The following is a 25355-nucleotide window of genomic DNA, read 5'->3' on the forward strand; positions in this document are numbered from 1 at the left end:
ATGGCCCGTGGGGTTAACAAAGTCATATTGGTCGGTACATGCGGCCAGGATCCCGAAGTTCGCTACTTGCCTAACGGTAACGCCGTGACCAACCTGAGTCTGGCAACCAGCGAACAATGGACTGACAAGCAGAGCGGTCAGAAAGTCGAAAAGACCGAATGGCACCGTGTATCGATGTTCGGCAAAGTTGCCGAAATCGCTGGCGAATACCTGCGCAAGGGTTCGCAGGTCTACATCGAAGGCAAGCTGCAGACCCGCGAGTGGGAAAAAGACGGCATCAAGCGCTACACCACTGAAATCGTCGTCGACATGCAGGGCACCATGCAGCTGCTGGGTGGCCGCCCACAAGGCGACTCCCAACAAGGTCAGGGCGGTGGCAACTACAACCAGTCCGCACCGCGTCCACAGCAGTCGCGCCCTCAGCAATCGGCGCCGCAGCAGTCCGCACCTCAGCAGAACTACAACCAGCAGCCGCCACAACGCGACTCGCGCCCAGCGCCGCAACAACAAGCGCCGCAGCCAGCTGCTGACTTTGATAGCTTTGATGATGATATTCCGTTCTAGGATATCGCTGGACCCTGCTGTACAGGTCCAGACCCGGAGCCCCCGTTTATCGGGGGCTTCGTCGTTTTCAGGCGTCAGAAAGCGCTGAACCACTCCGGCTGTACTGCTGCCGTGAAGCCGCTGAGCACCTAAATCCGCGCATCCTTCTGTGTTTGCGCGTTTTCGAAACAATACGCGATCACCCAGCTCGCTGGCTTAACCTCACCTCGCGGGCCAAACGCCAATGCCCGCTGTGCCAACGGCCCGTTGCTGGCCGTGGCGCCTGCAACATGCGGGCTGTCCCAAACCCCCCACGTAATAACGGTAGATACCGAGCGCGTGGCAAGCACCACGTCGAGATACCGCTTATAAGTCGCTGCAACTGATCCATCGCGTTCTGCGATAGACCCCGTGAAGTGGCTGTCGTCGACGTCCAGTTCCGTGATGTGGATCGACAACCCCATATCACGCACTGCAAGAATAAAGCGGGAAAGGCCCGGACCAAATGTGTCGCCTGCACGCAGGTGGGACTGAATGCCAAGGCCGTGTATCGGAATGCCCCGCTGCTTGAGCCCGCGCAGCAGGGCGAGCACGGCAGTGCGTTTGCTTTCGCCGTAATGGGTATCCTTTTCCAGGCCGTAATCGTTGTAGCAGAGCAGGGCGTCCGGGTCGGCCTTGTGCGCAGCCTTGAAGGCTATGTCCAGATAGCGAGGCCCGAGCATCTGATACCAGAATGAATTGCGCAGCCCGTCAGGCTGGCCATCCTCCAGCTGGATGGCTTCGTTGACGACGTCCCATGCGCTGATGAGGCCGCGATAATGGCTGGCGACGGTACTGATGTGCGCCGTCAGCACCGCTTCGGCGTTCGTCGGGGTGACGGTGTGGTGAACCCAGTCGGGTAAAGAGCGATGCCAGCAGAAAGTGTGGCCGCGCATACTCTGTTCATGCGCTTTCGCAAACCCCGCGATTGCGTCGGCGGATGCGAAGTTGTAACGCTCTGGTTCGGGGTGGACGGTCTGCCACTTCAAGGCGTTTTCTGGCACTACGATGCTGGCCTGACGGGCGACCAGTTGCCGATAGGCCGCATCGTCATTCAGCTTTACCGGATCAACCGCAAAGCCGAACCGGATACCTTTCTCGGCTGCAGGCTGGCGCAATGCGGGAAAGGTTTCTGCCGCCAGCAGCCTGCTGTTGGCGAAGGGCAGGCACGCCAGCAGGCGAACAAACGCAGTCAGAAAACTGCGTCGACTAGCCCGGCGCATTACGCACCAAAGATCTCCATCAACTCCTCACGCCCGACCATCACAGTCATTGACCCTTGCTTCTGCTCGCCTTCAATCGTGCACAGCAATCCAGCTTCTCGACAAATCACTGCGCCTGCCGCGATGTCCCACAGGCTGGTGAATTTCTCCATGTACCCATCCGTTTGCCCCAACGCGGCGAACGCCAGGCCGATGGTTGCGCAGCGATAGCCTGCCAGGCCCCAGCCCTGTCGGCGCAGGCTCAGGTGCAGTTTGCCCATCTCTTCGGCGTCCCATCGGGTGTTTTCGCCGACGCCGGCGATGCGCAGGTGCTCGGGTGGTTGAGGGCGGACAAAAGGGACGCCGTTGCGCAGCAAGCCATCGCCCGTGCGGGCTGCGAGGGTGTAGCCCAATGCCGGGTAGGCGACGACGCCGATTTCGGGTTCACCTGCCGACATGTACGCCACCGCGATTCCCCACAATGGGGTGCCGCGCAGGTAGTTGCCGGTGCCGTCAATGGGGTCGATGACCCAGCCGTCGGTGATGAATTCGCCGCCCATTTCTTCGCCCAGGATTGTATCGTCGGGGAAGTGTTTGCTCAGTTCTGCACGCAGCAGTTGTTCCACTTCAAAGTCGGCGCGGGAGACGAGGTCTTGCGCGCTTTTGGTGGTGATGTCGAGGGTGTGGCGGTCGTTGAAATACGCCATGGCCAGGCCAGTGGCCTTTTCTACAGCTTGCATGGCGACGCTGAGTCGGTTGTTCATTGCAGACAGCCTCCGTTCGGCAGGTTCAACAGGTCCGGGTAATCACTGAGAATCGACTGCGCGCCGTGTTCCAGCAGGTAACGCGCGCGTTTCGGGCTGTTGATGGTAGCCACGGCGAATTCGACGCCGCTGCTTTTCAGGCGAATAAGGTGATGGTCATCGAGCATGTCGTCAAGTACGTGAAGTATTCGGCAGTCATATTCGGCCAGCAAAGCGACCGGGTCAGCAGGCGCGACCACCGAGGCGATGGCCAGTGGTACGTCGTTCCACAAGCGGCGGGCGGCAGTTAGCGAGCGCACCGAAAAGCTCGAGACGAACAACCGATCATTGTCGGCGGGCCACAGGCTTTTGAGGATTGGCATCACCACTTCCGCCGTCTCGATATCGTCGCCAATGGTCGGTTTGAGTTCGACTTGCAAACCCAGATTGAGGCGCAGCGCACAGGCCACGATCTCTTCGAAGGTCGGCACCTGCAGGCCGGCGAATTCAGGCGCGAACCAACTGCCGGCGTCCAGCGTGCGGATAGCCTTCAGGTCATGCAGCACCACGGCGCCACGGCCGTTGGTGGTGCGGTCCAGCAAGTCGTCATGAATCACGACAGGCTCGCCATCGCGGGTCAGCTTCACGTCGATCTCGACCCATTCGGCGCCGCACTCGGCGGCTTTCTCCAGGGCCAGCAGGGTATTTTCCGGCACGTAAGCCTTGGCACCACGATGGGCAATCAGGGACGAGCGGACGAGGGGCGCAGGTTTTTGCATGGCGGGTCACTTGGTGGTTTGGGAGAAGGAAACGAGCTGGCGTTGGCCACTCTCGATATCGAACAGCAAGGGCGCGGGATGGATGGCAAGTCGAATCTGGGTGCCGGGCATCAGATGCTGCCGTTCGGCGAGACTGACAACACAGCGTGTTCCGGCCAACTGGCAATACAGCAGGCTGTGGCTGCCGAGATTTTCGAAGGACTCCACGGTGGCGGTGACGCCTGTCTGGGCGAGCACGAAGGTCTCGGGGCGCAGGCCCATCAGCCATTTGCCTGTCCGGTTGCTGGCAATGCCGAGTTTGATGGGCAGGCGTTGTCCGTCGGCCAGTATCAGAACATTGTCGTCCAGGCAGTGCACAGGCAGCAGGTTCATGGGCGGGGTGCCGATGAAGCTGGCGACGAATATGCTGGCGGGTTGATCGTAGATGTCGGTGGGCGTGCCGATCTGCTCGACATGGCCCTTGTTGAGAATCACCACACGCTCGGCGAGGGTCATGGCCTCGGTCTGATCGTGGGTGACATACAGAATCGTCGCACCGGTCTGCTGGTGCAGGTTACGAATCAACAGGCGCATTTCATGGCGCAGCGCGCTGTCCAGATTGCACAGCGGTTCATCGAATAGCAGCACCGGCGGTTTGCGGATCAGCGCCCGACCGATCGCGACGCGCTGACGCTGACCGCCGGAAAGCTCTCCGGGCTTGCGTTGCAGCAACTCCTCCAGCCCCAGCGAACTGGCACACTCGTGAATACGCTGTTCGCGCTCCTTGCGTGAGATGCGTGCCAGCTTCAGCGCGTAACCGATGTTGTCGGCGACGCTCATGTGCGGGTAGAGCGCGTAGTTCTGAAACACCATGGCGCAGCCGCGTTCTTTGGGCGGCAGACGCGTCACGTCGCGGCCACCCATCAGAATCTGCCCTTGGCTGACCTCCTCCAGCCCGGCGACCATGCGCAGCAACGTGGACTTGCCACACCCGGATGGGCCGAGGATGACGTTAAGCTCGCCCGCCTTGAAAACCAGATCGAGCCCGTGAAGGATGTGCCCTGACCCATAGGTTTTGTGCAGGCCCTTGAGGACGATATCCGGCGCGCAGGCAATAGGGGTGAGCGCGTTCATTTACCGACTCCGATCAGGCCTTTGACAAACCATCGCTGCATGAGCGCAATGACGAGGATGGGGGGTAGCATGCTGACCACGGCGGCGGCCATCAGCAGGTTCCATTCGGGGACCTGGGTTGCATCGGTCGGCAGAAAGCTGGCGACGCCCAGCACCAGCGTGCGCATGTCCTCGCGATTGGTCGCGACCAGCGGCCACAGGTAGTCTTTCCACGCGCCGATGAACACCAGCGTGCCGAGCGCTGCGAAGTTGGTCTTCGACAGCGGCAGCAGAATGTCGACAAAAAAACGCCAGGGCCCGGCACCGTCCATACGTGCGGCCTCGACCAGTTCGGCGGGCAGCGTCTGGTAAAACTGCCGGAACAGAAAGGTGCCGGTGGCTGAGGCAATCAGCGGCAAGGCGAGCCCGGTGTAGCTGTCGAGCAGGTTGATGGTCGGCACCGGCAGCCACTGGATGCCCAGCCATTGCAACAGGTTGCGTAGCGGTCCGAGCAGGTCGCTGGCCACCGCATACGTGGGGATGATGCGTACCTCCAGCGGCAGCAGCAGAGCGCCCAGCACGGCAAAGAAGATCACCGAGGTGTAGCTGCTGCGAAAGTACACCACGGCAAATGCTGTCAGCGCCGAAAGTGTCAGCTTGCCGATTACCACCAGCGTGGCGACCAGCAGGCTATTGCCCAGCAAGCGCAGCAGGTCGAGGCGTCGGGTGACTTGTTGCAGGTTCTCCAGCAGTTGGTCGCCGGGTATCAGCGCAAGGCCGTGGGCGAACAGTTGTGGGTTGCTGACCGTTGCCGAGCAGACTGCGACGTACAGCGGCCCCAGGGCGAACACCAGCCCGAGCGTCAGCAGCAGGTAAGCGCCCGCGTCGATCAGCCGGTGACGCTCGATCATGCTTTCACCCCACGGCGCTGGAAGCGGGACAAGAGTTTGAACTGAGCGATGCTCAGCGCTACAACTGCCAGCAACATAAGCACTGACAGTGTCGACGAACCTGCCAGATCCAGGCCCATGAAACCGTCGGTGTAAATCTTGTAGGCCAGTACGTTGGTGGTATCGCCGGGCCCGCCGTGTGTGAGGGTGTCGACCAGTCCGAAGCTGTTCGACAGGCTTTCCAGCAGGTCGATGACAAACACGAACAGCAGATAGGGCGCAATCAGCGGCAGCTGTATGTCGAGCATGCGTCGCAACGGGCCTGCCCCGTCCAGTGCGGCGGCGGCGAGGTAGTCATCGGGGACGGATTTCAAGCTGGCGACCAGCATCACGAAGTTGAACGGCACCAGGCACCAGGCATAGGCCACGATCAGCAACAACATGCTCTGCATCGGGCTGGCGTAGGGTGCCCAGGTGCCGGGGGCAATCGCGTTAAGCCAGGCGAAAATACCCATCACCGGATTGGCCAGCACGTGAAAGACAATGCCGATGGTGGCGCCCGATACCGCGTAGGGCCAGATCAGCAGATTGCGAAACACTGCGTTGCCGCGCAGTTTCAGTTCAAGGCACAGCGCAAGCACCAGTGCGATGAGGATCGAAAGCACAACGCTCGACAGGCTGAACACCAGCGTCGAGCCTAGCGACGCGAGCACGCCAGGGTCTCTCAACACTCGCCAATAGTTGCTCAGGCCGACAAAGATTTCGTTACCGCCGAAGGGCGGCACCAGATGAAACGACCACCAGATTGCCTGGACTGCAGGCCAATAAAAGAACAACCCGAGTGCCAGCAATTGGGGCAGGGCAAACAGCAGCGCCAGGCGCGGTTGCGGAAAATGCGCCCGAGGTTTCATGGCGTTGCCCCGTCTGACTCGTTGCTGGCCTGGGCCTGATGCATCTGCTGAAACAGACTGAGCAATTCGTTGGCGCGCAGCGTTGTCTGACGCAGGGCGTGTTCAACGCTCTGGCGACCGGCGAGCGCGTTTTCCATTTCCTGCGACCAAACAAGACGCATCAGCGTGATAAAGCCGCAGCGCAAAGGCGTAGAAGGCTGGCCGTCAATGTCGTGAAGTGCCGCAAGCCCGACCATTACGGCCGACGGCTCTCTGCCTGCGGATTGCAACCGTGCCGCTGCCGCCTGAGTAACTGGCAGGTAGCCGGTCCGGGCACTGAACACCAACTGATTATCCGGTTGCAGTACGAACGCCAGAAACTCCGAGACCAGCCGGTAATCCCGCGCGGCATGCCCACGCATCACCCACAGCGAGGAACCTCCGGGAGCGTTGGTACGGCGTTGGGTGTTGGCGTAAATCGGCAGTGCTGTGACATCGATATCGGATTTGAGCGTGCTGTGCACGATATTCCAGGCACCGGTGGAGTCGATCAGCATGGCGCAGTCGTCGGTGGCGAAAGCCAGCGCCTGTTGACCGCTGCGGGTCGAATCCTCGTGCACCACCAGACCTTCGGCGGTCCATTGCGCCAGGTCGTTCATCAAGCGCAGGTGGGCACCTTTGTCGAACTGATAGCGTTCGGTGCCAGCGGCGCGAACCGCAACTTCGGTGCCTTGCGCTGCACTGGTCTGCTCCAGCCAGATCCACGGCGAAAATTCGCTGACGACAGGGCATGCGTGGCCGTTTTTCTTCAAGGCCCGCAAGGCTGTAGCAAATGCTTCCCAAGTGGCGGGGGGCTCGCTGATACCTGCCGCGGCCAGGGCATTTCGGTGCGTGTAGAGCACGGCGGTGGACGCCGCAAAAGGCTGGGCCGCCAGAGCGCCGTGATCATCGGAGTAATAGCGCCGCAAGGCTGGCAGAAAAGTGTCGTCGGAATAGGCTCTTTGATGACCGGCCATGATGGCCTCGACAGGCAGAGTGGCACCGCCCAGCAGCATGTCAGGCGTGGCCACATCGTAAATTTCGACCAGCGCCGGGCCTATGCCTGCGCGGTACGCGGCGACGGTCTTCTGCAGCGTCTGCTCATAACTGCCCTGGCGGATACAGTGCAGGCGATCCCCATCCTCACGCTGCGCATTGAAGCTTCTGCACAAATCTGCGATGGCACTTCCGGCCGCGCCGCCGTGGCTATACCAGAACTCGGCGGGGGCGGCGAAGACCTGAGCAGCGAACGGCAGCAGCGCCAGCATGGAAAGCGTCTTACTGATGAAAGGCATGAGGACACCCACAAGAACTCAGTGCCATTTAATACAGCTTGTGTGTAGTATTTGTGACCTGCGCGACTTTTATTAAATTTTCATGATGGAAGTGTGCAATGGGTGGCGGGCGATACACTGCTTTACACGCCCACTGTTTTAATCCTCCCCTGATTTGTAGATTCCATGCCCCTCGACCTCGATACGCCACTTCATGCGCACCAACCGCTGAGCCTGAATGAACGCAAATTGCTGGATATCCTTCGCCGTCGAGGTGTGATCACCCGCGCCACGGTTTCGACCGAGATGGACCTGGCTCAGCAGTCGGTGCACCGCCTGATCGAAGAACTGATCAGCCGAGGCCTGCTGCGCAGCGGCGAGCGAGTGAAGAACGGCCGTGGTCAGCCCAGCCCGCGCATTGAGCTGGTCAACGAGGCGGTGTATGTCATCGGCGTATCGATCAATACCGATTCGGCAGTGGTCTGCATCGCGGATCTGGGCTGCAATGTGCTGGAACAGGTCACCTTGCGTACGCCGCCGTTGAGCCGCAACAGCACGCTGGATTCGCTTGATCAGACCATCGAACGCATGCTTCAACGCAATGGCATCGAGGCGCAACGAGTAATTGGCATGGGCTTCGCCATCGCCGGTTTTTTTCTTGAGAACCGCCAGATCAATGCACCTGAACCGCTGCGCGATTGGTCATTGATTGACTTGCAACCGATACTCGAAGAGCGCTTCGGCATGCCGGTCTGGCTGGAAAACAACGCCACCACTGCGGCCATCGGTGAAAGCCTGGTGGGCGTGGGGGCCTGGGCCAGCAACTTCATTTACCTGTCGTTCAACTTCGGTTTCGGCGCAGGCGTGGTGATTAACGGCAAACCGTATTTCGGCAGCCACGGCAACGCGGGCGAGATCACCCTCTACAACGACGAAGAGTCGATAAACCGTCCGGCCTTGCGTTACCTGCTGGATGAATTGCATCAGAACGGCGTACAGGTAGATTCAATCGAAGACCTGCGCCTGCGCTTCGACCCTGACTGGCCCGGCGTGGACACTTGGCTGGCACGCGTCAAACCAACCCTGGATCGTCTGGTTAACGCACTGGCGGGCCTGTTCGATCCACAGGCGGTAGTGTTTGGCGGGCAATTACCGCCAGAGCTGGGCAGACGCCTGATTGCGGCAACGACTTTCTGGGGAGCCCACCGCTACAACGCGCCACCGCCTCGGCCTCAGTTATTGCTGAGTGAGACCAATGGCGATGCGGCGGCTATCGGGGCGGCACTGGTGCCGTTGAAAGAGCGGTTTTTTGTTTGATCTGTCGTCAACAATAACTCATTGCTGGGTACTGCACGTTGCGGCCGAGGCAATGGTCATGCAGCAAAAGCCACCTCGGCCTGTCCAGTTCAAGGCTATCGCCCGGACGCGGCAGGCAGGTGTGTTGGCTGGCCGATTAATATTTCTTCATGCAGTCGGTGCTTAAGATTCAAGGTTGTCGGCCGATCATACTATATTACTGAGCTTAAGTTATTGCTCATCACCGTTGGGTAAGACGTTAGTCTGCATGTGGAGTTGACAAGTGAAGTTATGCTTGGGCTGCAAAGCTATAATGGTTGTCCTGTCGTTTGCCTTGTCAAATGTGGCCGCGTCTGAAGAACTTAAGGTTTACAACTTTTCGCCTGTCAATCAGTACAATCTTAATCTGTCAGCCAGTTTTTGGAATCCAATCATAAAGTATGTGTCCGACAAAAGCGGCGTGAATCTCACGCTGAAATTAGGTCGAACATCCTCTGATACAACAAGTTATGTGCTCGCGCAAGAAGTTGATTTCGCTTTTACTAACCATCTTTTTAGCCCGGAACGCGACAAGATGGGCTGGAAGGTGTTTGGTCGCCGTGACGCGCCTGCCCTCGAGGGGCAGATCGTGGTACCTGCCGACTCGCCCATTCATAGCCTTTCGGAGCTAGAGGGCAAGGAAGTCGTGTATCCGGGACCGGAAGCGTTCATCGCTTATAAAGTCACAAACTCGGAATTGGTGAAGAAAGGGATCAGTACGTCTACCGTGTTTGCCGGAAACATGGATGGCGCTTTCAGCCAACTCTTTAGTGGCAAGGCTCAAGCGATGGGGGCCAATTCACAGCTTGTAAGTGGCTACACTGAGAGAGAAGGTAAGTCGTTCCGCGTGCTGTGGAGTTCGGCCTCGTTCAATGACCTGGCCCTCATGGCATCCCCTCGGGTTTCTAAAAAAGAACGTGATGCGGTAGCCAACGCATTTTTTAATATGCAAAACGATCCCGACGGTAGCAGGGTTCTTCGTGAGGCGACCGAGCTGGTCCATGCACCGGCACCGATTACCTTCATTCCTGCGACGGAAGCGGATTATGCGTCCTATCGTGATTTTTATAACAGTTTGCCAGCAAAACTTAAGTAAATAATTTCAACTTTAGCTGGAGAGGCTGTTAATGAATTTCTTTAAAAGCCTGCTGCCCAAATCACTGACGTCGCGAATACTAGCGATGTTATCCATTCTAATACTGACTTTTTTGACGACAGGGCTGGGGCTATTTTATAAAAACCAGCTGCTTCAGCATATTGAAGAGATACAAGACACCGCTAACATGCTGATCGAGGTCGCCGCGCAAGCTGTAGAGGAAAGCGTCGTCATCGGCGATTACGACACCATCAAAAGGACCCTCGAAAAAACCTTGGCTCGCTCGCCGTTCAAGTCGGCCGTGTTTATTGACCTGTCGGGTGGCGTCATTCGCCTGCAGGCAGCCAGTGCGCCTGTTGGAAGGGCCCCTGCGTGGATAGAGTCCGAAGTCGCTGCGAGATTATTCGATGTCAATCGCCCGATTACGGTCGGCGGAAAAGATTATGGCGTGATGCGTCTGTCTTTTAATGCCGAGAGAATTGCTACCGAACTCTATAGCCTGGTGGTCCAGGCGACACTGTTTGCAGTATTTTTTTTACTGATCAGTCTGATTTTAATGGGGTTCATGATCAAGCGTTCGCTTGCCCATCTGGGCAAACTTCATTCGTATGAGGCAGAAATCGCTTCGGGCGCAGTGGCCGCTGAAGCTATGTTGGTCGCTGATGCCCCCATGGAAATACAGGAGGCTATAAAAGCGGTAAACCGCACTGCCGCCAGTATGCGCAATCACTTTGGCCTGCGTATCGACTCGCTGATGAATACCTTGGTGCAGCATAAAAATGCCCTTGATGAAGTTTCAATCGTTTGCGAAGTTTCGGCCTCCGGACGTATCACCTACGTTAACGAACGATTCGTAAAAAGCTCGCAGCATTCGCGAGCTGAGCTTTTAGAGCTGAAGATCGATGAAGTCTGGACCGGCATGTCTTCAGCCTCTGAGCCGTGGCGATGGGTACCTGAAAATGAGGTGTGGAACGGTGAGGTCAGGCTTTCGGGGCGTACCGGTAAGGACGCATGGCATCGACGCACCATAATACCTATTCTCGATGACATGGGCGGCGTTGAAAAATATATTTGCATCGATATCGATATTACTGTTCGAAAGGAGTTTGAGGTCGCGATTCTGGATAACTCCAGAAGGCAAAACCTTATCGCCTTGTTTGGTCAGCAGGCATTGACAGAAGAAAACGTCAGTGCGCTGGGTGAGCTGGCAGCACTGACTGCGGCGCAAGGATTAACATTGAGCAAGGCGGCTTTATTAGTCGTTGATCGAGTGAGTCATGGGGTCATCCTCAACGCGGAGGTTGGCTTGAACCACGTGGAAGTCCGCAGTGGTTATCACAATGATTTTTTGAATGGTACTGCTTCTTCCACCGGGTGTGTCATTAATTCTGATACACCTGATAACAGGTACACGCTGCTGCCGGGTGAAACAGTGGAGGCTTGCGGTATTAGAAGTGGTCTAGAGATTGAGATATCCTGCAGGGAGGTTTTCAAGGGCGTTCTTGGAGTGTATGCCAGCACTGACTACTCCTTTACACGTGAAGATGTGAGCTACCTTCAAACACTTGCTAACCTGTTGGCCGCCGCGCTTGAGCGGTATGATGCCAAGAAAAAGCTAATCTATCTGGCCGAAAACGATTCGCTCACCCATCTGCCTAATCGCTGGTTTCTTAGCAATTATCTGCGCGAGATAATCAGTCGGAAAACGTCAGTGCCAGATGCAGTCAGCGTCATATTCATCGATTTGGACAGATTCAAAGCAGTGAATGACACCATGGGGCATTCAGTGGGCGACCAATTGCTTATACAGGCGGGTCGACGCTTGAAAGACTGCATTGATGAAAACAGTGTGGTTGCGCGGCTGGGAGGCGACGAGTTTTCTATCGTCGTTACCCATCATGTTTATTCCGAAAGCCTTATAAAAACCCTTGCGAACCATGTTGTTGAAGCGTTGGGGAAACCATTCAATCTGGGCGGTCAGGATGTATTTGTTTCAGCGAGTGTCGGTATCGCCAATTATCCGTTTGATGGGCGTGACACTGGCGTTATCCTGAAGAATGCGGATACCGCCATGTACCATGCGAAAAAAAGTGGCCGTAATAACTACAAGTTTTACAACGCCACAATGAATGAAAGTTTGGTTCGGCGCTTGCAAACTGAAACGCTATTGCGGGGTGCGCTTGATCGTGATGAGTTTATTCTACATTTTCAGCCAAAGGTCAGCCTCACCGATGGCAGGATAAGTGGTTTGGAGGCTTTGCTGCGGTGGAATCACCCGGAGCAGGGTATGGTTTCTCCGGCTGAGTTTATCCCTATTCTTGAGGACACCGGCCTGATAATTCCTGTCGGCGAGTGGGTTATCCGCAACGTCTGTGAAACCATAAAAAGCTGGGAAGAAAATAATGTCAGGCAGGTACCGATCGCCATCAATCTGTCCGTCAGGCAGCTTCAGGTAAAAGGCCTGGCTGAGACCATCAAGCACATTGTTGAGGGGTACGGTATCAACCCCGCTCTTTTAGAATTCGAATTGACCGAGTCAATGCTGATGATCGATCCCGAGTCGGCGGTTAACATACTTCGAGATATAAAATCGTATGGCATAAGCCTTTCGGTCGATGATTTCGGAACGGGCTATTCGAGTTTGGCTTACTTGAAACGATTCCCTCTTGACGCCCTCAAAATTGACAGGGCGTTCATAAAAGATATAACGAGCAATCATGAGGACGCCGCTATCACCAGAGCGGTCATCGTGTTGGCGCACGAATTGGGTCTTAAAGTCATTGCAGAAGGCGTCGAAACAGTCGACCAGTTAGCGCTGCTTGTGACGTATGGCTGCGATCAAATGCAGGGTTATCTTTTTAGTAAGCCTGTCATCATTGAAGAGTGTGCTTCTATGATTAAATCGTCACGTAGTCTGAGCTTGTTGGAAATACCTGCTTGAGAACCGCGAGCATGAGAGTTATTCGTAGTAAAGACTTCACCGCACTCAAGCTTGGGCAAGCAACGCCACCAATACTAGATTTCCTTTCACTGCATTTCCTTGCCTGAGTTATTTGAGGGCGTGATTATCAGGAACCTCAGATTCAAGGGCAATGCTTGATAGCCAGCGGGTCCTACATCCTCAGCGCTATAGCCTCTGCCACAAGACACTCCAGTGCAAACTGCTCGGTATAGGTCATCTGAATCGGCGTGGTTTCGCCTTTGACGGTCCTTTCCCCATCCAGAATGTAGCGAATGCGCTTGTCAGTCACACCAATGCGTTTTGCGATCCACGAAGGTGTTTGTCCGATGCGCGAAATCAGCTTGTCGGCATATTCGGTGGACGGGTTATAGAGTTCTGCGTTGGGTGTCATGGGGTGTCCAGATGAAGGTCAGGCGCTGTATGTCAGGGGAGTATGCAGCACGATGGGGTATTCGTCGCCATTGAGGTTGGCAACCCACGCGGTCGTGCAGAGACAGGTACATTGCCTTCGCGAGCAAGCTCGCTCCCACAAGAGCCTGTCTCCAAGAGCAAGCCGCGCGACGTAATTCAATGTAAGTGGCAGATGGGGCGATCCTTCGCCCGCTTTCAGTCAGCATCAATCAAAGTTTCACGCCCAGTGTTACAAACGCGCTGCGTGGCGTGCCCACCTGCAGAATCTGCAAATTGCCCGCCGGGTCGGTCGCTGCGCTGGCGTCGGTGTTGAGGGTGGAGATGTAACGCTTGTCGAACAGGTTGACCATGTTCAGCGAGACGGTGGTGTCTTTGATGGCATCGAGCTTGCCGAAGTCGTAACCGAGGTTGGCGTTCGCTACCCAGTAGCCGCTGACACTGGGGTCGTTGGTGTAAGTGTAATAGCGCTTGCTGATGTAGTTGCCCTGCATGCCGGCATTCCAGTGCTCCCAATTCCAGTCCAGGTTGCTGGAATACATCAGCTTGGGCGTATCGACGACTGTTTTGCCTTTCACATGAACGGTGCTGCCGCCGCTGGCATAGTCGTCGTCATAAGTGCTGTGGTTGTAGGACATGGAGTTGGACCAGCGCCAGTGCTCGTCGGGTGTCAGGCCGAATGACAGTTCCAGGCCCCGACTGGTGACAGAGCCGACGTTGGCAACGCCGTTCTGGCAGATGACGATGCCGGTACAGTTGGTGATGGCCACCAGGCGATTGTCGAATTTGGTGTTGTAGACCGCCGCGGATGCCGAATACAGCTTTGTGCTGCGGCGTACGCCCAGTTCAGCGGTTTTCGAGGTTTCGGGTTTGAGGTCCTTGAAGCCGTTCTGCGCATCCACTGCGGTCTGCGTGGTGAAGAACGGGCTGTAACCGCCACTCGGAAAGGCCGCCATGTTTTCCGAATAAGACGTGAACACTTCATCGCTGTCATTGAGTGTGTAGGTTGCGCCCACTTGCGGCAAAAACCTGTCCCGCGCTTCCAGCGAACCGCTGGCATAACCGCCGCCTTTACCTTCGGCAGTGGAGGTGGTGACAGTGTTCTTTGCGCCGAACTCAAGCTTGAGTCGGTCATCGAGCAGGGTGTAGGTGTCGCGCAGGAAAAACTGTCGGGTCAGGTCGTTGTAGCTCTGGTCCAGTACTGTCGCCGCCTGCCTCAGGCCATTGGTTTTGACGATATGGTTTTGCGGAGTCGCATTGGTGGTATCGAACAGGTAACGGGCGATGTCGTTCTTGTTCGATTGAATCCAGAACCCGCCCTGAATTTCATGCTGGCCCAGGAAGTAGGTCAGCGAACTCTGGAAGCCGGTTCGATCAATGCCATACACCGTGCTGCGAATCGAGTTGCTGGGGACAGTGGTCGAGCCGCTGGTAAAGATGAACGGATAGTACGAATTGCCCCGGCCCGAGTCATGGTGGTGATAGACCGTGGCGTCCAGCACCAGATCATCGGTGAGCGAGAAATTGCCGTTGAGGATGTCCAGTTCGTCGTCGCGCAGGCTGCTGGCGTTGTAGGTCGCATCGCCTGCGCTGGTTACGCCGCCGGTGTAGATGCCATTGGCCGCATTGACCGCGCGGGTCCAGTCCGGCGTGTAGTAACTCCAGTTGTAGCCCAGACGCTGGATGATGCTCTTCGACAGACTGGGCAGATTGGCTTCGTCGTGAGACGAGGTGCTGTGGAAAAAGCTCACGCGGTTTTCGCCGAAGTTGTAATTGACCTTGGCGTTCACAGCGTCGGATTTTTGCGGGTTGTCGTGACCTTTCCAGGCATCGGCGTCGTACTTTTCTCCCGACACATAAGCGGACAGACCGTTGTATTCGCCTGTGTCGACGCGCATGAAAGTGCGCGAGGTGTCGTAACTGCCCAAGGTCTGTGACAGTCGCGCGCCGAATTCCTTGTCCGGATTGGAACTGGTGAACTGGATGGTGCCGCCCAGATCGCTGTTCGATGCCGTGCCCAGCGAACCGATGCCTGGAGCCACTTCGCTGGCGGCGATGTTTTCCACGATGATCGCCCGGGTGATGCTCAGACCGTTGAAGTTGCCGAAGCTCATGTTGCCAAGCGTTACGCCGTCCAGGGTGTAGCCCAGATGGTGCATGTCAAAACCACGCAGGCTGATGCGCTGGCTGCCTTCTTCACGACCCAGCGGGTCGCCGGACTGGAAGTTGACTCCCGGTAGCCGTTGCAGAACTTTCAATGGGCTGGTGCCTGCGGAATAAGCGCTTACGTCCTTTTGCGTGACGCGTTGCACCTGGCGGGTTTCGCCCTGGCCAATCACTGACACCGTGCCCAGTGTCACGGCAGCGGTGTCGTCGCTGGCGGGCGCCGTCACTGAGGTGGGCACATCGTCATCGGCCTGAATGAACGGGCTGATCAGGCACAGTGAATTCAATGAAACCAGCAACGCAAGGCGCGTTATCGGGAATCGAGAAGCACGCGGTATCGATCGATTGTTCATGAAAAGGTTTTCCTGGGGCGTCAGGGCGCCGCGCTTGCGACGGGGAATCTGCAGGACGGTGTTAGCGTTGACATGAGTCCAGTTCGCCCTTCAAGACGTACGAGTCCGTCGTGTTTTCGAGGGGCTCGTTTCAACGAAAGGGCTCGTTTGAACTGGGGGTGATATTAATACTCACTGTGTGTATTAATTATGACCAGTGGCGTGTTATCCCGATTTTTCTGCCGGTCAATGCCGACTCGGCGTGTTGGCAGTTGGTCGTAAATTTCATTAGGCAAGGCGTCCGTTGCGATGCTATCTGTCCAGACTCAGTGGGTTCAGCCCAATCGTGAATACGTATTTCCGAAGGCCGGGCAACAGGGCATCACCCTCTGAATCCGCGGTTTGCACCTTGGACTGAAACGGGAGAACTCGATGAAATTGCTTCGTTACGGTGAAAAGGGCCAGGAAAAGCCAGGCCTGCTTGATGCTGCCTACCAGATCCGCGATCTGTCCGCACATGTCACGGACATCGCTGGCGAGGTGTTGAGCCCGGCAGGCCTTGCCAGCCTGGCTGCGCTTGATCCCGAAAGTCTGCCTCTGGTGGCGGGCCGACCGCGCATCGGGGCGTGCGTCGGGCAGGTCGGCAAGTTTATCTGCATAGGCCTGAACTACGCCGACCACGCAGCCGAATCGCGGATGGAAGTGCCCAAGGAACCCATCATATTCAACAAGTGGACCAGCGCAATTTGCGGCCCGGACGATAACGTCGAAATTCCTCGCGGTTCGCTCAAGACTGACTGGGAGGTCGAGCTGGGCGTGATCATCGGCAAGGGCGGGCGTTATATCGACGAAGCCGTTGCCATGGAGCACGTTGCCGGTTATTGCGTGGTCAACGATGTGTCGGAGCGCGAGTGGCAGCTTGAGCGCGGCGGAACCTGGGACAAGGGTAAAGGCTTCGATACCTTTGGCCCGATAGGTCCTTGGCTGGTGACCCGCGACGAGGTTGCCGACCCTCACTCGCTCGACCTGTGGCTGGAGGTTGACGGTCATCGTTATCAGAATGGCAATACGCGCACGCTGATTTTCAACGTGCCGCAACTGATCGCCTACCTGAGCCGTTGCATGAGCCTGCAACCGGGTGATGTCATCTCCACGGGTACGCCGCCGGGTGTGGGCCTGGGCGTCAAGCCAGAGCCTGTCTTCCTGCGCGCAGGGCAACGCATGCGCCTGGGGATTGCGGGGCTGGGCGAGCAGAATCAGTTGACCGTTCAGGCCGACTGATTCGCTGCCTGCGGGGAGTCGGCAACCGACTCCCTGTTACATAAAAATATCAGCCCTGCACAAACGCCAGCAGGTCTTTGTTGAGTGCCTCGGCATGGGTCACGGCAAAACCGTGCGGCGCGCCGGGATAGACCTTCAACTCTGCACCCTTGATCAGCTCGGCGGCGCGCTTGCCTGATGCTTCGAACGGCACAACCTGATCACCATCGCCATGAATCACCAGGGTCGGCACATCGATTTTCGCCATGTCCGCACGGAAGTCGGTTGCGGAGAACGCCGTCACGCAATCCAGCGTGCCTTTGAGCGAGGCGAGCAGGGCGATATTCAAGGTCTGGGCCTGTACGCCCTCGGAAACCTTCTGTCCTTTGTTCAGGCCGTAGAACGGCGTGGCGAAATCACTGATGAATTGCGCGCGGTCTTTGAGCAGACCCTCCTTGATGCCATCGAACACTGATTTGTCGACGCCTTCCGGATTGTCGTCAGTCTTGAGGAAAAACGGTGTGACCGAGCCCAGCAAGGCCAGTTTGGCAACTCGCTCGCTACCATATTTTGCGATATAGCGCGTCACATCGCCGCCGCCCATGGAAAAGCCCACCAGCGTCACGTCGTGCAGATCAAGGTGCTCGATCAGCTCGGCGATATCGTCAGCGAAAGTGTCGTAGTCATAACCGGTCCACGGCTGGCTGGAACGACCGAAGCCTCGGCGGTCGAAGGCAATGGTGCGATAGCCCCGGCTGCTGAGGTATTCCATCTGGTATTCCCACATATCCGCATCCAGCGGCCAGCCGTGGCTGAACAGTACCGGCTTACCCTCGCCCCAGTCCTTGTAATAGATCTCGGTGCCATCTTTTGCGTTGAACGTGCTCATGCAGAGTCCTCTCGATGTCGGGTTGATCGGGCAAGCGCTCTGGTGCACAGGCTCATGCATGCCTTCGGCAGCCGCCGATAATTCCGGCAGTTGGCGCTTTGTATAGTTCAGTCGGGAAGAATGAGCGTACTGTTCTGGCGCAATTTTTTGAAACATCGGCTCATCGTATTTCCCGGCCGGAACCGAACTTGCCGGGCGTACGGGAATCAGTTCCTTGGGATCAAAGCGCGCTTTGGTCTGTGCATGGTTGTATTTGTCCATCGAAGGAGAGAACTGCGTGGCGTCTCAGCTGAAAATCTTGATCCTGTCGGGTCTGCTGCTATTCGCAGGCAGTTTCAATCTCCAGGCAGCCGATGTACCTGCTTTGCCAATGGGTGCTGCGGTGCCGACCGACGACAAGGCAGCCGAAAAGACCGATGGCAAAGCAGCTGACAAATCTGCGGCGAAAGCGGATGAAAAGCCCGCTGAGAAGTCAGATGCGAAACCGGCAGACGGCGGCGAGCCAGCGGCGGCAGAGGCCCCGGAGCTTCTGGTGCAGGGCGGGTTGCTCGGTGCCATCAGTTCCAGCATTGATGACGTCCAGGAAAAGCTTAATCTTGACGACAACCTCTTCGACGCCTGGCAATTGCGCGCCGACCGTGCAGCCGACGAACTGGAGAAACTGGTCAACAAGCGCACTACACGTTCTCCGTGGAGTGTTGCCGGGGACTTCCTCGCCTTGTCGTTTGTCTGGATCGGCTCGTTTGCCGTTCTGACCACGTTGGGTCGTTTTCTGGCGGTGCGCTTGTGCCGGACGCCGTTCATGCGGGTGCGCGAGCGCAGTCAGGCGCTGCTCAAATACGTATTGCCGTTCACCTTGCCAGCCATCGTCTGTCTGCCATTGACTCTCTACGTCAGCCACTTCATGCCGTCTTCGGTGGGCCGTGCGCTGGCGCTGTGCTTTGCCTATGCGACCAGCAGTGGCATCGTGTCGACCTCGGTGCTGCTCTGCGTGATTGTGATGTTCAACTCCGGGCACAAGCGCGCCGCGGTACGCATGATTCGCCGCTACGCGCCGAGGCCACTGTTTGTGGTCGGTTTTCTGGCGGCGCTGAGCGATGCACTGACCAGCCCGCAGATCGCCCGCCAACTGGGCAGCAACGTCACCACCAGCGTTGCGGTGTTCACCGGGCTGTTTGCGTCGGTGGTGTTCTGCATGCTGATCATCAAGGTGCGCCGCCCGGTGGCGCACCTGATTCGTAACCGTTCCTTGAGCAGCCGCCTGCAACGGCCAGCACTGCAGCAGTCGCTGAAAATCTTCTCCAACCTGTGGCACTTGCCAATCCTGCTGATGATTCTGGTCTCGGCGATCAACCTGATCGGAGCCGGTGAAGACAGTCAGGAAGCGCTGCGTTGTGCGTTGTTCACCACCATTCTGCTGATCGCCACGGTATTTTTGAGCACAGTGTTCCAGCACCTGTTCAAACCGACCGAATCCCTGGGGCGCGGCGGGCATGTGTACAAGGCGCGCCTGCTGAGCCTGGTGTACGCGGTGTTGCGCATTGCGCTGGCCATCGGGTTCATCGAGATACTGGGGCGGATCTGGGGCTTCTCGATGTTCGAGTTTGCCCAGCGCAACACGCTGGGTCGCGTGATCAGCGATTCGCTGAGCAGCATCGGCCTGATATTTGTGGTCACCTGGCTGCTATGGGTAGTGCTCGACACGGCCATTCAGGAAGCCCTCAAACCACCGGCCAATCATCGCAGTGGCCGCCAGCCGAGTACACGAATCAAGACCATTTTGCCGCTGCTGCGCAACGCGGTGAAAATCATTCTGGTGGTGATCTGTGCGATCACCACCATGGCCAACCTGGGCATCAACGTTGCACCGCTGCTGGCGGGTGCCGGGGTTGTCGGTCTGGCCATCGGTTTCGGTTCGCAACAACTGGTGCAGGACGTGATCACCGGTCTGTTCATCATCATCGAAGACACCTTCTCGGTGGGCGATTGGGTAGTGCTCAGTACTGGCCACTCCGGATCGGTGGAAAGCCTGACCATCCGTACCGTGCGCCTGCGTGACGGCAAGGGTTTTGTCCATTCCGTGCCGTTCGGGCAGATCAAGGCGGTCACCAACCAGTCGCGGCAGTTCGCTTATGCGTTCTTCTCGGTGCAGTTCACTTACGACTCGGATATTGATGATGCGCTGGCGCTGATCCGCGAAACCGGGCAGTCGATCAGCGATGACATTCTGCTCAAGCACAACCTGCAAGGACCGCTGGAGGTGTTCGGCGTCGACAGCATGAACCTCAACGGCATGGTGTTGACCGCGCAATTCCGCACCTCTTCCGGTGGTCAGTACGCAGTGGGGCGCGCCTTCAACGAGCGCCTCAAGCGTCTTGTGGATAAAAACCCGAACGTGCGTTTCGCGCAGACTTATCCACAGATGGTCATGGGGCCGGGCTTCAACAACCCGCAGGCTGGTGTCGAAGCCGAGGGGCCTCCTGCGCCCTCGGACCCTGCCGCTGCGACACCTTCTGCGCCGACACCTGCACCGCTTGGTCTGCCCAAGGGCAACAGCCCGCCGGGTCCGGCAGCTCAGTAATCAATCGGGCGGCATGAGACGGCTGCAACGCGTTGTTGCGGCGTCATTGCCCCGCCGGGCTGCGCAACTATTGGGGGTTGGCAGGCAACGTGTTATGTTTGCAGGCGTTTTTCAATTGTTCGTTTGATTATCTGATACCGAGCCTGCTGACTCTATGCGAATGCGCCTTATGCTGTTGGGCGGCGGGAATGCCCTCGGGCAGGCGCTGATTCGTCTGGGTGCCGAGGAAGACATTGGTTTCCTCGCACCACGTCCACCGCAAGACGGCTGGGACGTGGCGAGCCTCACGCAACTGCTTGATGACACCCGCCCCGATGCCCTGATAAACCTTGCTTACTACTTCGACTGGTTTCAGGCGGAGACCGTGAGCGCAGCGCGCCTGACCCATCAGGAGCGCTCTGTCGAGCGCCTGGCCGAACTGTGTCAGCACCACAACATCACGCTGGTCCAGCCTTCCAGTTATCGTGTGTTCGATGGCTCGCGCGCGACTGCCTACAGCGAAAAAGACGAGCCAGTGCCCTTGGGTCTGCGCGGTCAGGCGCTGTGGCGTATCGAGCAAAGCGTGCGCGCCACCTGTCCGCAACATGTGCTTGTGCGTTTTGGCTGGTTGCTGGATGACAGCGCCGATGGCGTGCTTGGCCGCTTTCTTTCGCGCGCCAAAGAACCCGGAGAGCTGCTGCTGGCCGATGATCGACGCGGCAACCCGACGCCGGTCGATGATGCGGCGCGGGTGATTATTTCAATCGTCAAGCAACTCGATTGCGAAGCGCCGCTGTGGGGCACGTACCACTACGCCGGGCACGAAGCGACCACGCCACTGGCGCTGGGTCAGGCGGTGCTCACCGAAGCACGTCTGCTGCACCCGCTGGCTATTGAATCGCCCACCGCACAGGCTCACGCCGCGCGTCCCGATGCAGCCGAAGAACCGCAGCACGCGGTGCTGGCCTGCAAGAAAATTCTCCACACTTTCGGCATCAAGCCCCGCGCCTGGCGGGCCGGCTTGCCAAGCCTGCTGGACCGGTATTATCGACATGTCTGACGCCCCTGTTCTGATTACGGGAGGTGCGGGTTTCATTGGCTCGCACCTGACCGATGCATTGCTTGCCGACGGGCATTGCGTGCGTATCCTCGACAACCTCTCGGCGGGCAAGCGTAGCAATCTGCCGCTCGACAACCCGCGGGTTGAACTGATCGAAGGCGACGTAGCCGATGCCGAGCTGGTCAAGCGCGCTGCGCAAGGCTGTAAGGCTGTGGTGCACCTGGCAGCGGTGGCCTCGGTTCAGGCGTCAGTTGACGACCCGGTGCGCACCCATCAAAGCAACTTCATCGGCACACTGAATGTCTGTGAGGCCATGCGCGAAGCGGGCATCAAGCGCGTGATCTTTGCTTCCAGCGCGGCGGTATACGGCAACAACGGCGAAGGCGAAGCAATCACCGAAGACACCACCAAAGCACCGCTGACTCCGTACGCATCGGACAAGCTGGCCAGCGAGTTCTACCTGGACTTCTACCGCCGTCAGCATGGTTTGGAGCCGGTGATCTTTCGCTTCTTCAACATCTTCGGCCCGCGCCAGGATCCGTCGTCGCCGTATTCGGGCGTGATCAGCATCTTTGCCGAACGCATCCAGAAAGGCCTGCCGATCAACGTGTTTGGCGACGGCGAGCAGACACGCGATTTCTTCTACGTGGGCGACCTGCTCAAGCTGCTGCTGCAGGCCCTGTCACGGGAAAGCGCCATCGAGGGCGCGATCAACGTCGGCCTGAACAAGACCACTTCGCTCAACGAGCTGCTGGCCGCGCTTTCGCAAGTGGTCGGAAAACAGCCGGAAGTGAGCTATCAGGCACCGCGCTCGGGCGATATCAAGCATTCCCGGGCCAGTAACCAGCGTCTGCTGGAGCACTTCAGCATTGATGAGCCGACACCACTGGTTCGTGGGCTTGAGTTGTTGATGGGGCAATGAGCCCCGCATCGACTGTAAGTGCTGATCGTCCCCACGCTCTGCGTGGTGATGCATTTCTGGACGCTCTGCGTCCGCTCTTGAGCGTGCGGTGCAGCGCCTATTTGTGACGCAGAGCGTCACGAACTGCATGCCGACGCGGAGCATCGGCACGATAGCCAGGAGTCCGGGCGCGGGTTAAATCACGGCACGATAGCCAGGAATCCGGCACGCAGAGTTCAAACCACAAAACACAAAGGCACCCGCTGAGGGTGCCTTTGTGTGTGTGGCGCTTGAAGGTGTGCAGGTCAGAACTTGTAACCCACGCCCACCATGTACACCCACGGGTCGATATCCACGTCGACCTTGGTCTTGCCGACGGCCAGGGCAGAAGGGCCGTCCACAGTCGCTTTGGTATCGATGTCGACGTACCAGACCGAGGCGTTGACCAGTACGTTGTCAGTGATCATGTAGTCCATGCCCAACTGAGCAGCCAGACCAACCGAGTCCTTGAGCTTGAGGTTGCTGAAACCCTGATCCTTGCGGTTGCCGGTCAGGTCGGTATCGAAGAAGGTGGTGTAGTTGATACCCACGCCCGCATACGGTTGAAATTTCGACGAAGGTTCCATCGGGTAGTACTGCAACGACAGCGTCGGCGGCAGTTGCTTGATATCAGCCAGCTTGCCGTCCAGGCCTGGCCCCAGGCCTTTTACTGAAACGGTGTGGCTGAACGGTGTAGCAGCCAGCAGCTCGATGCCGACATGCTGGGTCAGCATGTAAGCGAAGGTCAGGCCGAGCTGGTTTTCGCCATCGACAGTGGCTTTGGTGCCGGAGACCTTGGCACCGTCCAGACGGACTTCGCCGCTGTCTTCATTGGGCTGGACGTGCGCAACACCGGCGCGAACGATGAAGTCGCCAGGCTCGTAGGCATGTGCCGCGACCGGGGCGGCGATGGCAAGCGCGACAACAGACGCGCGTAGCAAGTGCTTGTTCATGGAGGCTCCAGAGATCAGTCAAAATTTATGGGCATAATGTTAAAGCGCTGTCGAGCGGCGACTTTGACTCAGCTCAATGAAATCGCTGGGAACCTCGTCATCCTTATGAATCCGGCAACTCGTAGACAAGTATCTTGTCTGCCTGCATCTGATAACCCGCTTCTGCCAGTTCGCTGGTAGACGATTTGGCCTGCATCGGTCCTTCGATCCAGTACGGCTGATACAGCTCATCGACCTTCACACCCAGCTCACTCGTGACATGCACGATCTGGTTCGCTGGCGGCGGCGGCACATGGATGCAGGCACCGAAATACGGCACCAGCAAAAACTCCGTCACTCTGCCTTCCTCGCTGACCTCAAGTGGCACGATGTAGCCCGGTAAACGCACCAGCTTGCCATCCAGTGCCTTGACCACTGGCGCATGCGGAGCCAGTTGATGGGCCGCAGGCGCTGCCTCCATGGCCAGTGCATCGGACAGCTTGGACATATCGTGTATCGGAGCCGTTACCGGCTTCACCACGGGTGCATCGGGTGGAATCATGTCATTCCAGGTCAGTTCACGCGGCTCGGCGGCCCACAGTTGAGTGGAAACCGAAAGCAGCAGAGTGAGTAGCATGCGCCGCATCATGAAGGTCCTCATAAACGAATCGACAGTCCATCGGCCAGTGACTGCCTGTAGGCTCGCCAGGCTGGCACGGTTCCCATCAACAGCGCGCAACCGAGAATGGCACCGAGCAGGGTCCATTCATATTGGCCAGGTGGCATAGACGACAGGTACAGACCGTAGTTGTCGAGCACGTAGTCTCTGGCCACGAAGATGCCGATATAGAGCAGTGCGAGGCCGCTGATGACACCCGCAAGTGCCAGGGCGAAGGCTTCAAGTATAAGCAGACTTGCGATATGCCAGGGCCGTGCGCCGACCGAGCGCAGGATGGCCATCTCCCTGCGTCGTTCATTGAGGCTGGTGAGAATCGCGGTCAGCATGCCGATCAGACCGGTCAGCACCACGAACAGCGAAATTACGAACAGTGCCTTTTCAGCGGTGCCCATCAGGCTCCACAGCTCTTGCAGCGCCACGCCGGGCAGAATCGCCAGCATGGGCTCGCCACGGTATTCGTTGATTTCGCGTTGCAGGCTGAAGGTTGAGATCTTGCTGTTCAAACCCAGCATGAAGGCGGTGATCGCAGTCGGCGTCAGATCCATATTGCGTGCCTGATCGGCAGAGATACGCTCGTTGCCTCGCGCCGGTGCGCCGTTGTGCCAATCGATATGAATGGCTTCCATGCCGCCCAGGCTGATATGCAGCGTGCGGTCCACCGGTGTACCGGTCGGCTTGAGTATGCCGACCACGGTGAACGGCTTGTCGTCATGCTTGACCAGACTGATCGCCGCCACACCGTGCGCCAGTACCAGCTTGTCGCCCAATTTATAATGCAGCGCCTTGGCGACCTCCGAGCCCAGCACTACCTCAAAGGGGTCAGTCTTGAATTCACGTCCTTCGGCCATTTCCAGATGTTGTTGGCGACCGAACTGATAGTGCTCGAAATACGCTTCGTTGGTGCCCATCACCCGATAGCCACGATGGGAGTCGCCCAGCGAAATCGGGATCGCCCATTTGACCTGTTTGCTCTGGGCAAAATGCTCAAAGCTGTCCCAGCGAATGTTGTTGGTGGCGTTACCGATGCGAAATACCGAGTACAGCAACAGGTTGATCGAACCGGAACGTGCGCCGACGATCAGGTCGGTGCCGCTGATGGTGCTGGCGAAGCTGGAGCGGGCTTCGGTGCGCACCCGCTCTACGGCCAGTAACAGGCACACCGACAGCGCAATGGCGAAGGCAGTGAGAAACGCGGTGAAACGGCGGTTGGCCAGGCTGGCCATGGCCAGACGAAACAGATACATC

The 25355-nt window shown here is 57.8% G+C and carries 21 protein-coding genes; 8 read left to right on the top strand and 13 right to left on the bottom strand.

Annotation, left to right across the window (positions count from 1 at the left end):
- The gene (locus RYB66_RS10560) at positions 1-564 is read left to right on the top strand and encodes a single-stranded DNA-binding protein (protein ID WP_002555458.1); all 564 of its coding nucleotides are present in this window, start codon (positions 1-3) and stop codon (positions 562-564) included.
- 128 nt (positions 565-692) lie between these two features.
- On the opposite strand, the gene RYB66_RS10565 is transcribed toward RYB66_RS10560, so the two are convergent.
- The 7 genes from RYB66_RS10565 to RYB66_RS10595 are packed head-to-tail and all read right to left on the bottom strand — an operon-like array spanning position 693 to position 7512.
- Positions 693-1805, bottom strand: coding sequence for an endo-1,4-beta-xylanase (locus tag RYB66_RS10565; RefSeq protein WP_316894352.1), 1113 nt, complete (start codon positions 1803-1805; stop codon positions 693-695).
- A complete protein-coding gene (locus tag RYB66_RS10570; protein ID WP_003431801.1) occupies positions 1805-2548 on the bottom strand; it encodes an inositol monophosphatase family protein in 744 nt (247 codons plus the stop codon). Before RYB66_RS10570 ends, RYB66_RS10565 begins: the two co-directional genes overlap by 1 nt.
- Complete coding sequence (locus RYB66_RS10575) at positions 2545-3306, bottom strand: glycerophosphoryl diester phosphodiesterase (RefSeq protein WP_316894354.1); 762 nt, start codon at positions 3304-3306, stop codon at positions 2545-2547. Before RYB66_RS10575 ends, RYB66_RS10570 begins: the two co-directional genes overlap by 4 nt.
- 6 nt (positions 3307-3312) lie before the next feature.
- The gene (locus RYB66_RS10580; RefSeq protein WP_316894356.1) at positions 3313-4419 is read right to left on the bottom strand and encodes a sn-glycerol-3-phosphate ABC transporter ATP-binding protein UgpC; all 1107 of its coding nucleotides are present in this window, start codon (positions 4417-4419) and stop codon (positions 3313-3315) included.
- Complete coding sequence (locus RYB66_RS10585; protein ID WP_316882023.1) at positions 4416-5309, bottom strand: ABC transporter permease subunit; 894 nt, start codon at positions 5307-5309, stop codon at positions 4416-4418. The genes RYB66_RS10580 and RYB66_RS10585 overlap by 4 nt, the downstream gene beginning before the upstream one ends.
- The gene (locus RYB66_RS10590; protein WP_005745974.1) at positions 5306-6199 is read right to left on the bottom strand and encodes a carbohydrate ABC transporter permease; all 894 of its coding nucleotides are present in this window, start codon (positions 6197-6199) and stop codon (positions 5306-5308) included. The genes RYB66_RS10585 and RYB66_RS10590 overlap by 4 nt, the downstream gene beginning before the upstream one ends.
- Positions 6196-7512, bottom strand: coding sequence for an extracellular solute-binding protein (locus tag RYB66_RS10595; RefSeq protein WP_004667316.1), 1317 nt, complete (start codon positions 7510-7512; stop codon positions 6196-6198). Before RYB66_RS10595 ends, RYB66_RS10590 begins: the two co-directional genes overlap by 4 nt.
- 165 nt (positions 7513-7677) lie before the next feature.
- On the opposite strand from RYB66_RS10595, the gene RYB66_RS10600 reads away from it, so the two are divergent.
- From RYB66_RS10600 to RYB66_RS10610, 3 genes are all read left to right on the top strand, one after another.
- Positions 7678-8808: an ROK family transcriptional regulator gene (locus RYB66_RS10600; RefSeq protein WP_005745972.1), complete on the top strand. Its 1131-nt coding sequence runs from the start codon at positions 7678-7680 to the stop codon at positions 8806-8808.
- 292 nt (positions 8809-9100) lie between these two features.
- Positions 9101-9922, top strand: coding sequence for a phosphate/phosphite/phosphonate ABC transporter substrate-binding protein (locus RYB66_RS10605; protein ID WP_010195080.1), 822 nt, complete (start codon positions 9101-9103; stop codon positions 9920-9922).
- A 31-nt stretch (positions 9923-9953) separates the two neighbouring features.
- A complete protein-coding gene (locus RYB66_RS10610) occupies positions 9954-12863 on the top strand; it encodes a putative bifunctional diguanylate cyclase/phosphodiesterase (RefSeq protein WP_316894358.1) in 2910 nt (969 codons plus the stop codon).
- A 172-nt stretch (positions 12864-13035) separates the two neighbouring features.
- On the opposite strand, the gene RYB66_RS10615 is transcribed toward RYB66_RS10610, so the two are convergent.
- Both RYB66_RS10615 and RYB66_RS10620 read right to left on the bottom strand, forming a co-directional pair.
- Positions 13036-13275: a hypothetical protein gene (locus RYB66_RS10615; protein ID WP_003317071.1), complete on the bottom strand. Its 240-nt coding sequence runs from the start codon at positions 13273-13275 to the stop codon at positions 13036-13038.
- Between the two features lie 229 nt (positions 13276-13504).
- Positions 13505-15811, bottom strand: coding sequence for a TonB-dependent receptor (locus RYB66_RS10620; protein WP_316894360.1), 2307 nt, complete (start codon positions 15809-15811; stop codon positions 13505-13507).
- 411 nt (positions 15812-16222) lie between these two features.
- Between RYB66_RS10620 and RYB66_RS10625 the strand changes: the two genes are divergently transcribed.
- On the top strand, positions 16223-17071 hold the full coding sequence (locus RYB66_RS10625) for an ureidoglycolate lyase (RefSeq protein WP_057404485.1): 849 nt from the start codon (positions 16223-16225) through the stop codon (positions 17069-17071).
- A 49-nt stretch (positions 17072-17120) separates the two neighbouring features.
- On the opposite strand, the gene RYB66_RS10630 is transcribed toward RYB66_RS10625, so the two are convergent.
- Positions 17121-17939, bottom strand: coding sequence for an alpha/beta fold hydrolase (locus tag RYB66_RS10630; protein ID WP_005734479.1), 819 nt, complete (start codon positions 17937-17939; stop codon positions 17121-17123).
- A gap of 277 nt (positions 17940-18216) precedes the next feature.
- Between RYB66_RS10630 and RYB66_RS10635 the strand changes: the two genes are divergently transcribed.
- The 3 genes from RYB66_RS10635 to RYB66_RS10645 all read left to right on the top strand — a co-directional run bounded on the left by RYB66_RS10635 (position 18217) and on the right by RYB66_RS10645 (position 22481).
- Complete coding sequence (locus RYB66_RS10635) at positions 18217-20520, top strand: mechanosensitive ion channel family protein (RefSeq protein ID WP_316894365.1); 2304 nt, start codon at positions 18217-18219, stop codon at positions 20518-20520.
- 154 nt (positions 20521-20674) lie between these two features.
- Positions 20675-21559, top strand: a complete 885-nt coding sequence (locus tag RYB66_RS10640) for a sugar nucleotide-binding protein (RefSeq protein WP_002555443.1) — start codon at positions 20675-20677, stop codon at positions 21557-21559.
- Positions 21552-22481 carry an NAD-dependent epimerase/dehydratase family protein gene (locus RYB66_RS10645; RefSeq protein ID WP_005745965.1) on the top strand — a complete coding sequence of 310 codons (930 nt, stop codon included), beginning with the start codon at positions 21552-21554 and terminating at the stop codon, positions 22479-22481. Before RYB66_RS10640 ends, RYB66_RS10645 begins: the two co-directional genes overlap by 8 nt.
- 284 nt (positions 22482-22765) lie before the next feature.
- On the opposite strand, the gene RYB66_RS10650 is transcribed toward RYB66_RS10645, so the two are convergent.
- The 3 genes from RYB66_RS10650 to RYB66_RS10660 form a co-directional block, all read right to left on the bottom strand.
- Positions 22766-23452, bottom strand: a complete 687-nt coding sequence (locus tag RYB66_RS10650) for an OmpW/AlkL family protein (protein ID WP_004666334.1) — start codon at positions 23450-23452, stop codon at positions 22766-22768.
- Positions 23453-23555: 103 nt separating this feature from the next.
- Positions 23556-24080, bottom strand: a complete 525-nt coding sequence (locus tag RYB66_RS10655) for a DUF3299 domain-containing protein (RefSeq protein WP_002555440.1) — start codon at positions 24078-24080, stop codon at positions 23556-23558.
- A gap of 8 nt (positions 24081-24088) precedes the next feature.
- Positions 24089-25354: an ABC transporter permease gene (locus RYB66_RS10660; RefSeq protein ID WP_002555439.1), complete on the bottom strand. Its 1266-nt coding sequence runs from the start codon at positions 25352-25354 to the stop codon at positions 24089-24091.
- Position 25355 lies beyond the last annotated feature (1 nt).

Source organism: Pseudomonas syringae group sp. 243L2 (genome assembly GCF_032587875.1).
Taxonomy (GTDB): domain Bacteria; phylum Pseudomonadota; class Gammaproteobacteria; order Pseudomonadales; family Pseudomonadaceae; genus Aquipseudomonas; species Aquipseudomonas amygdali.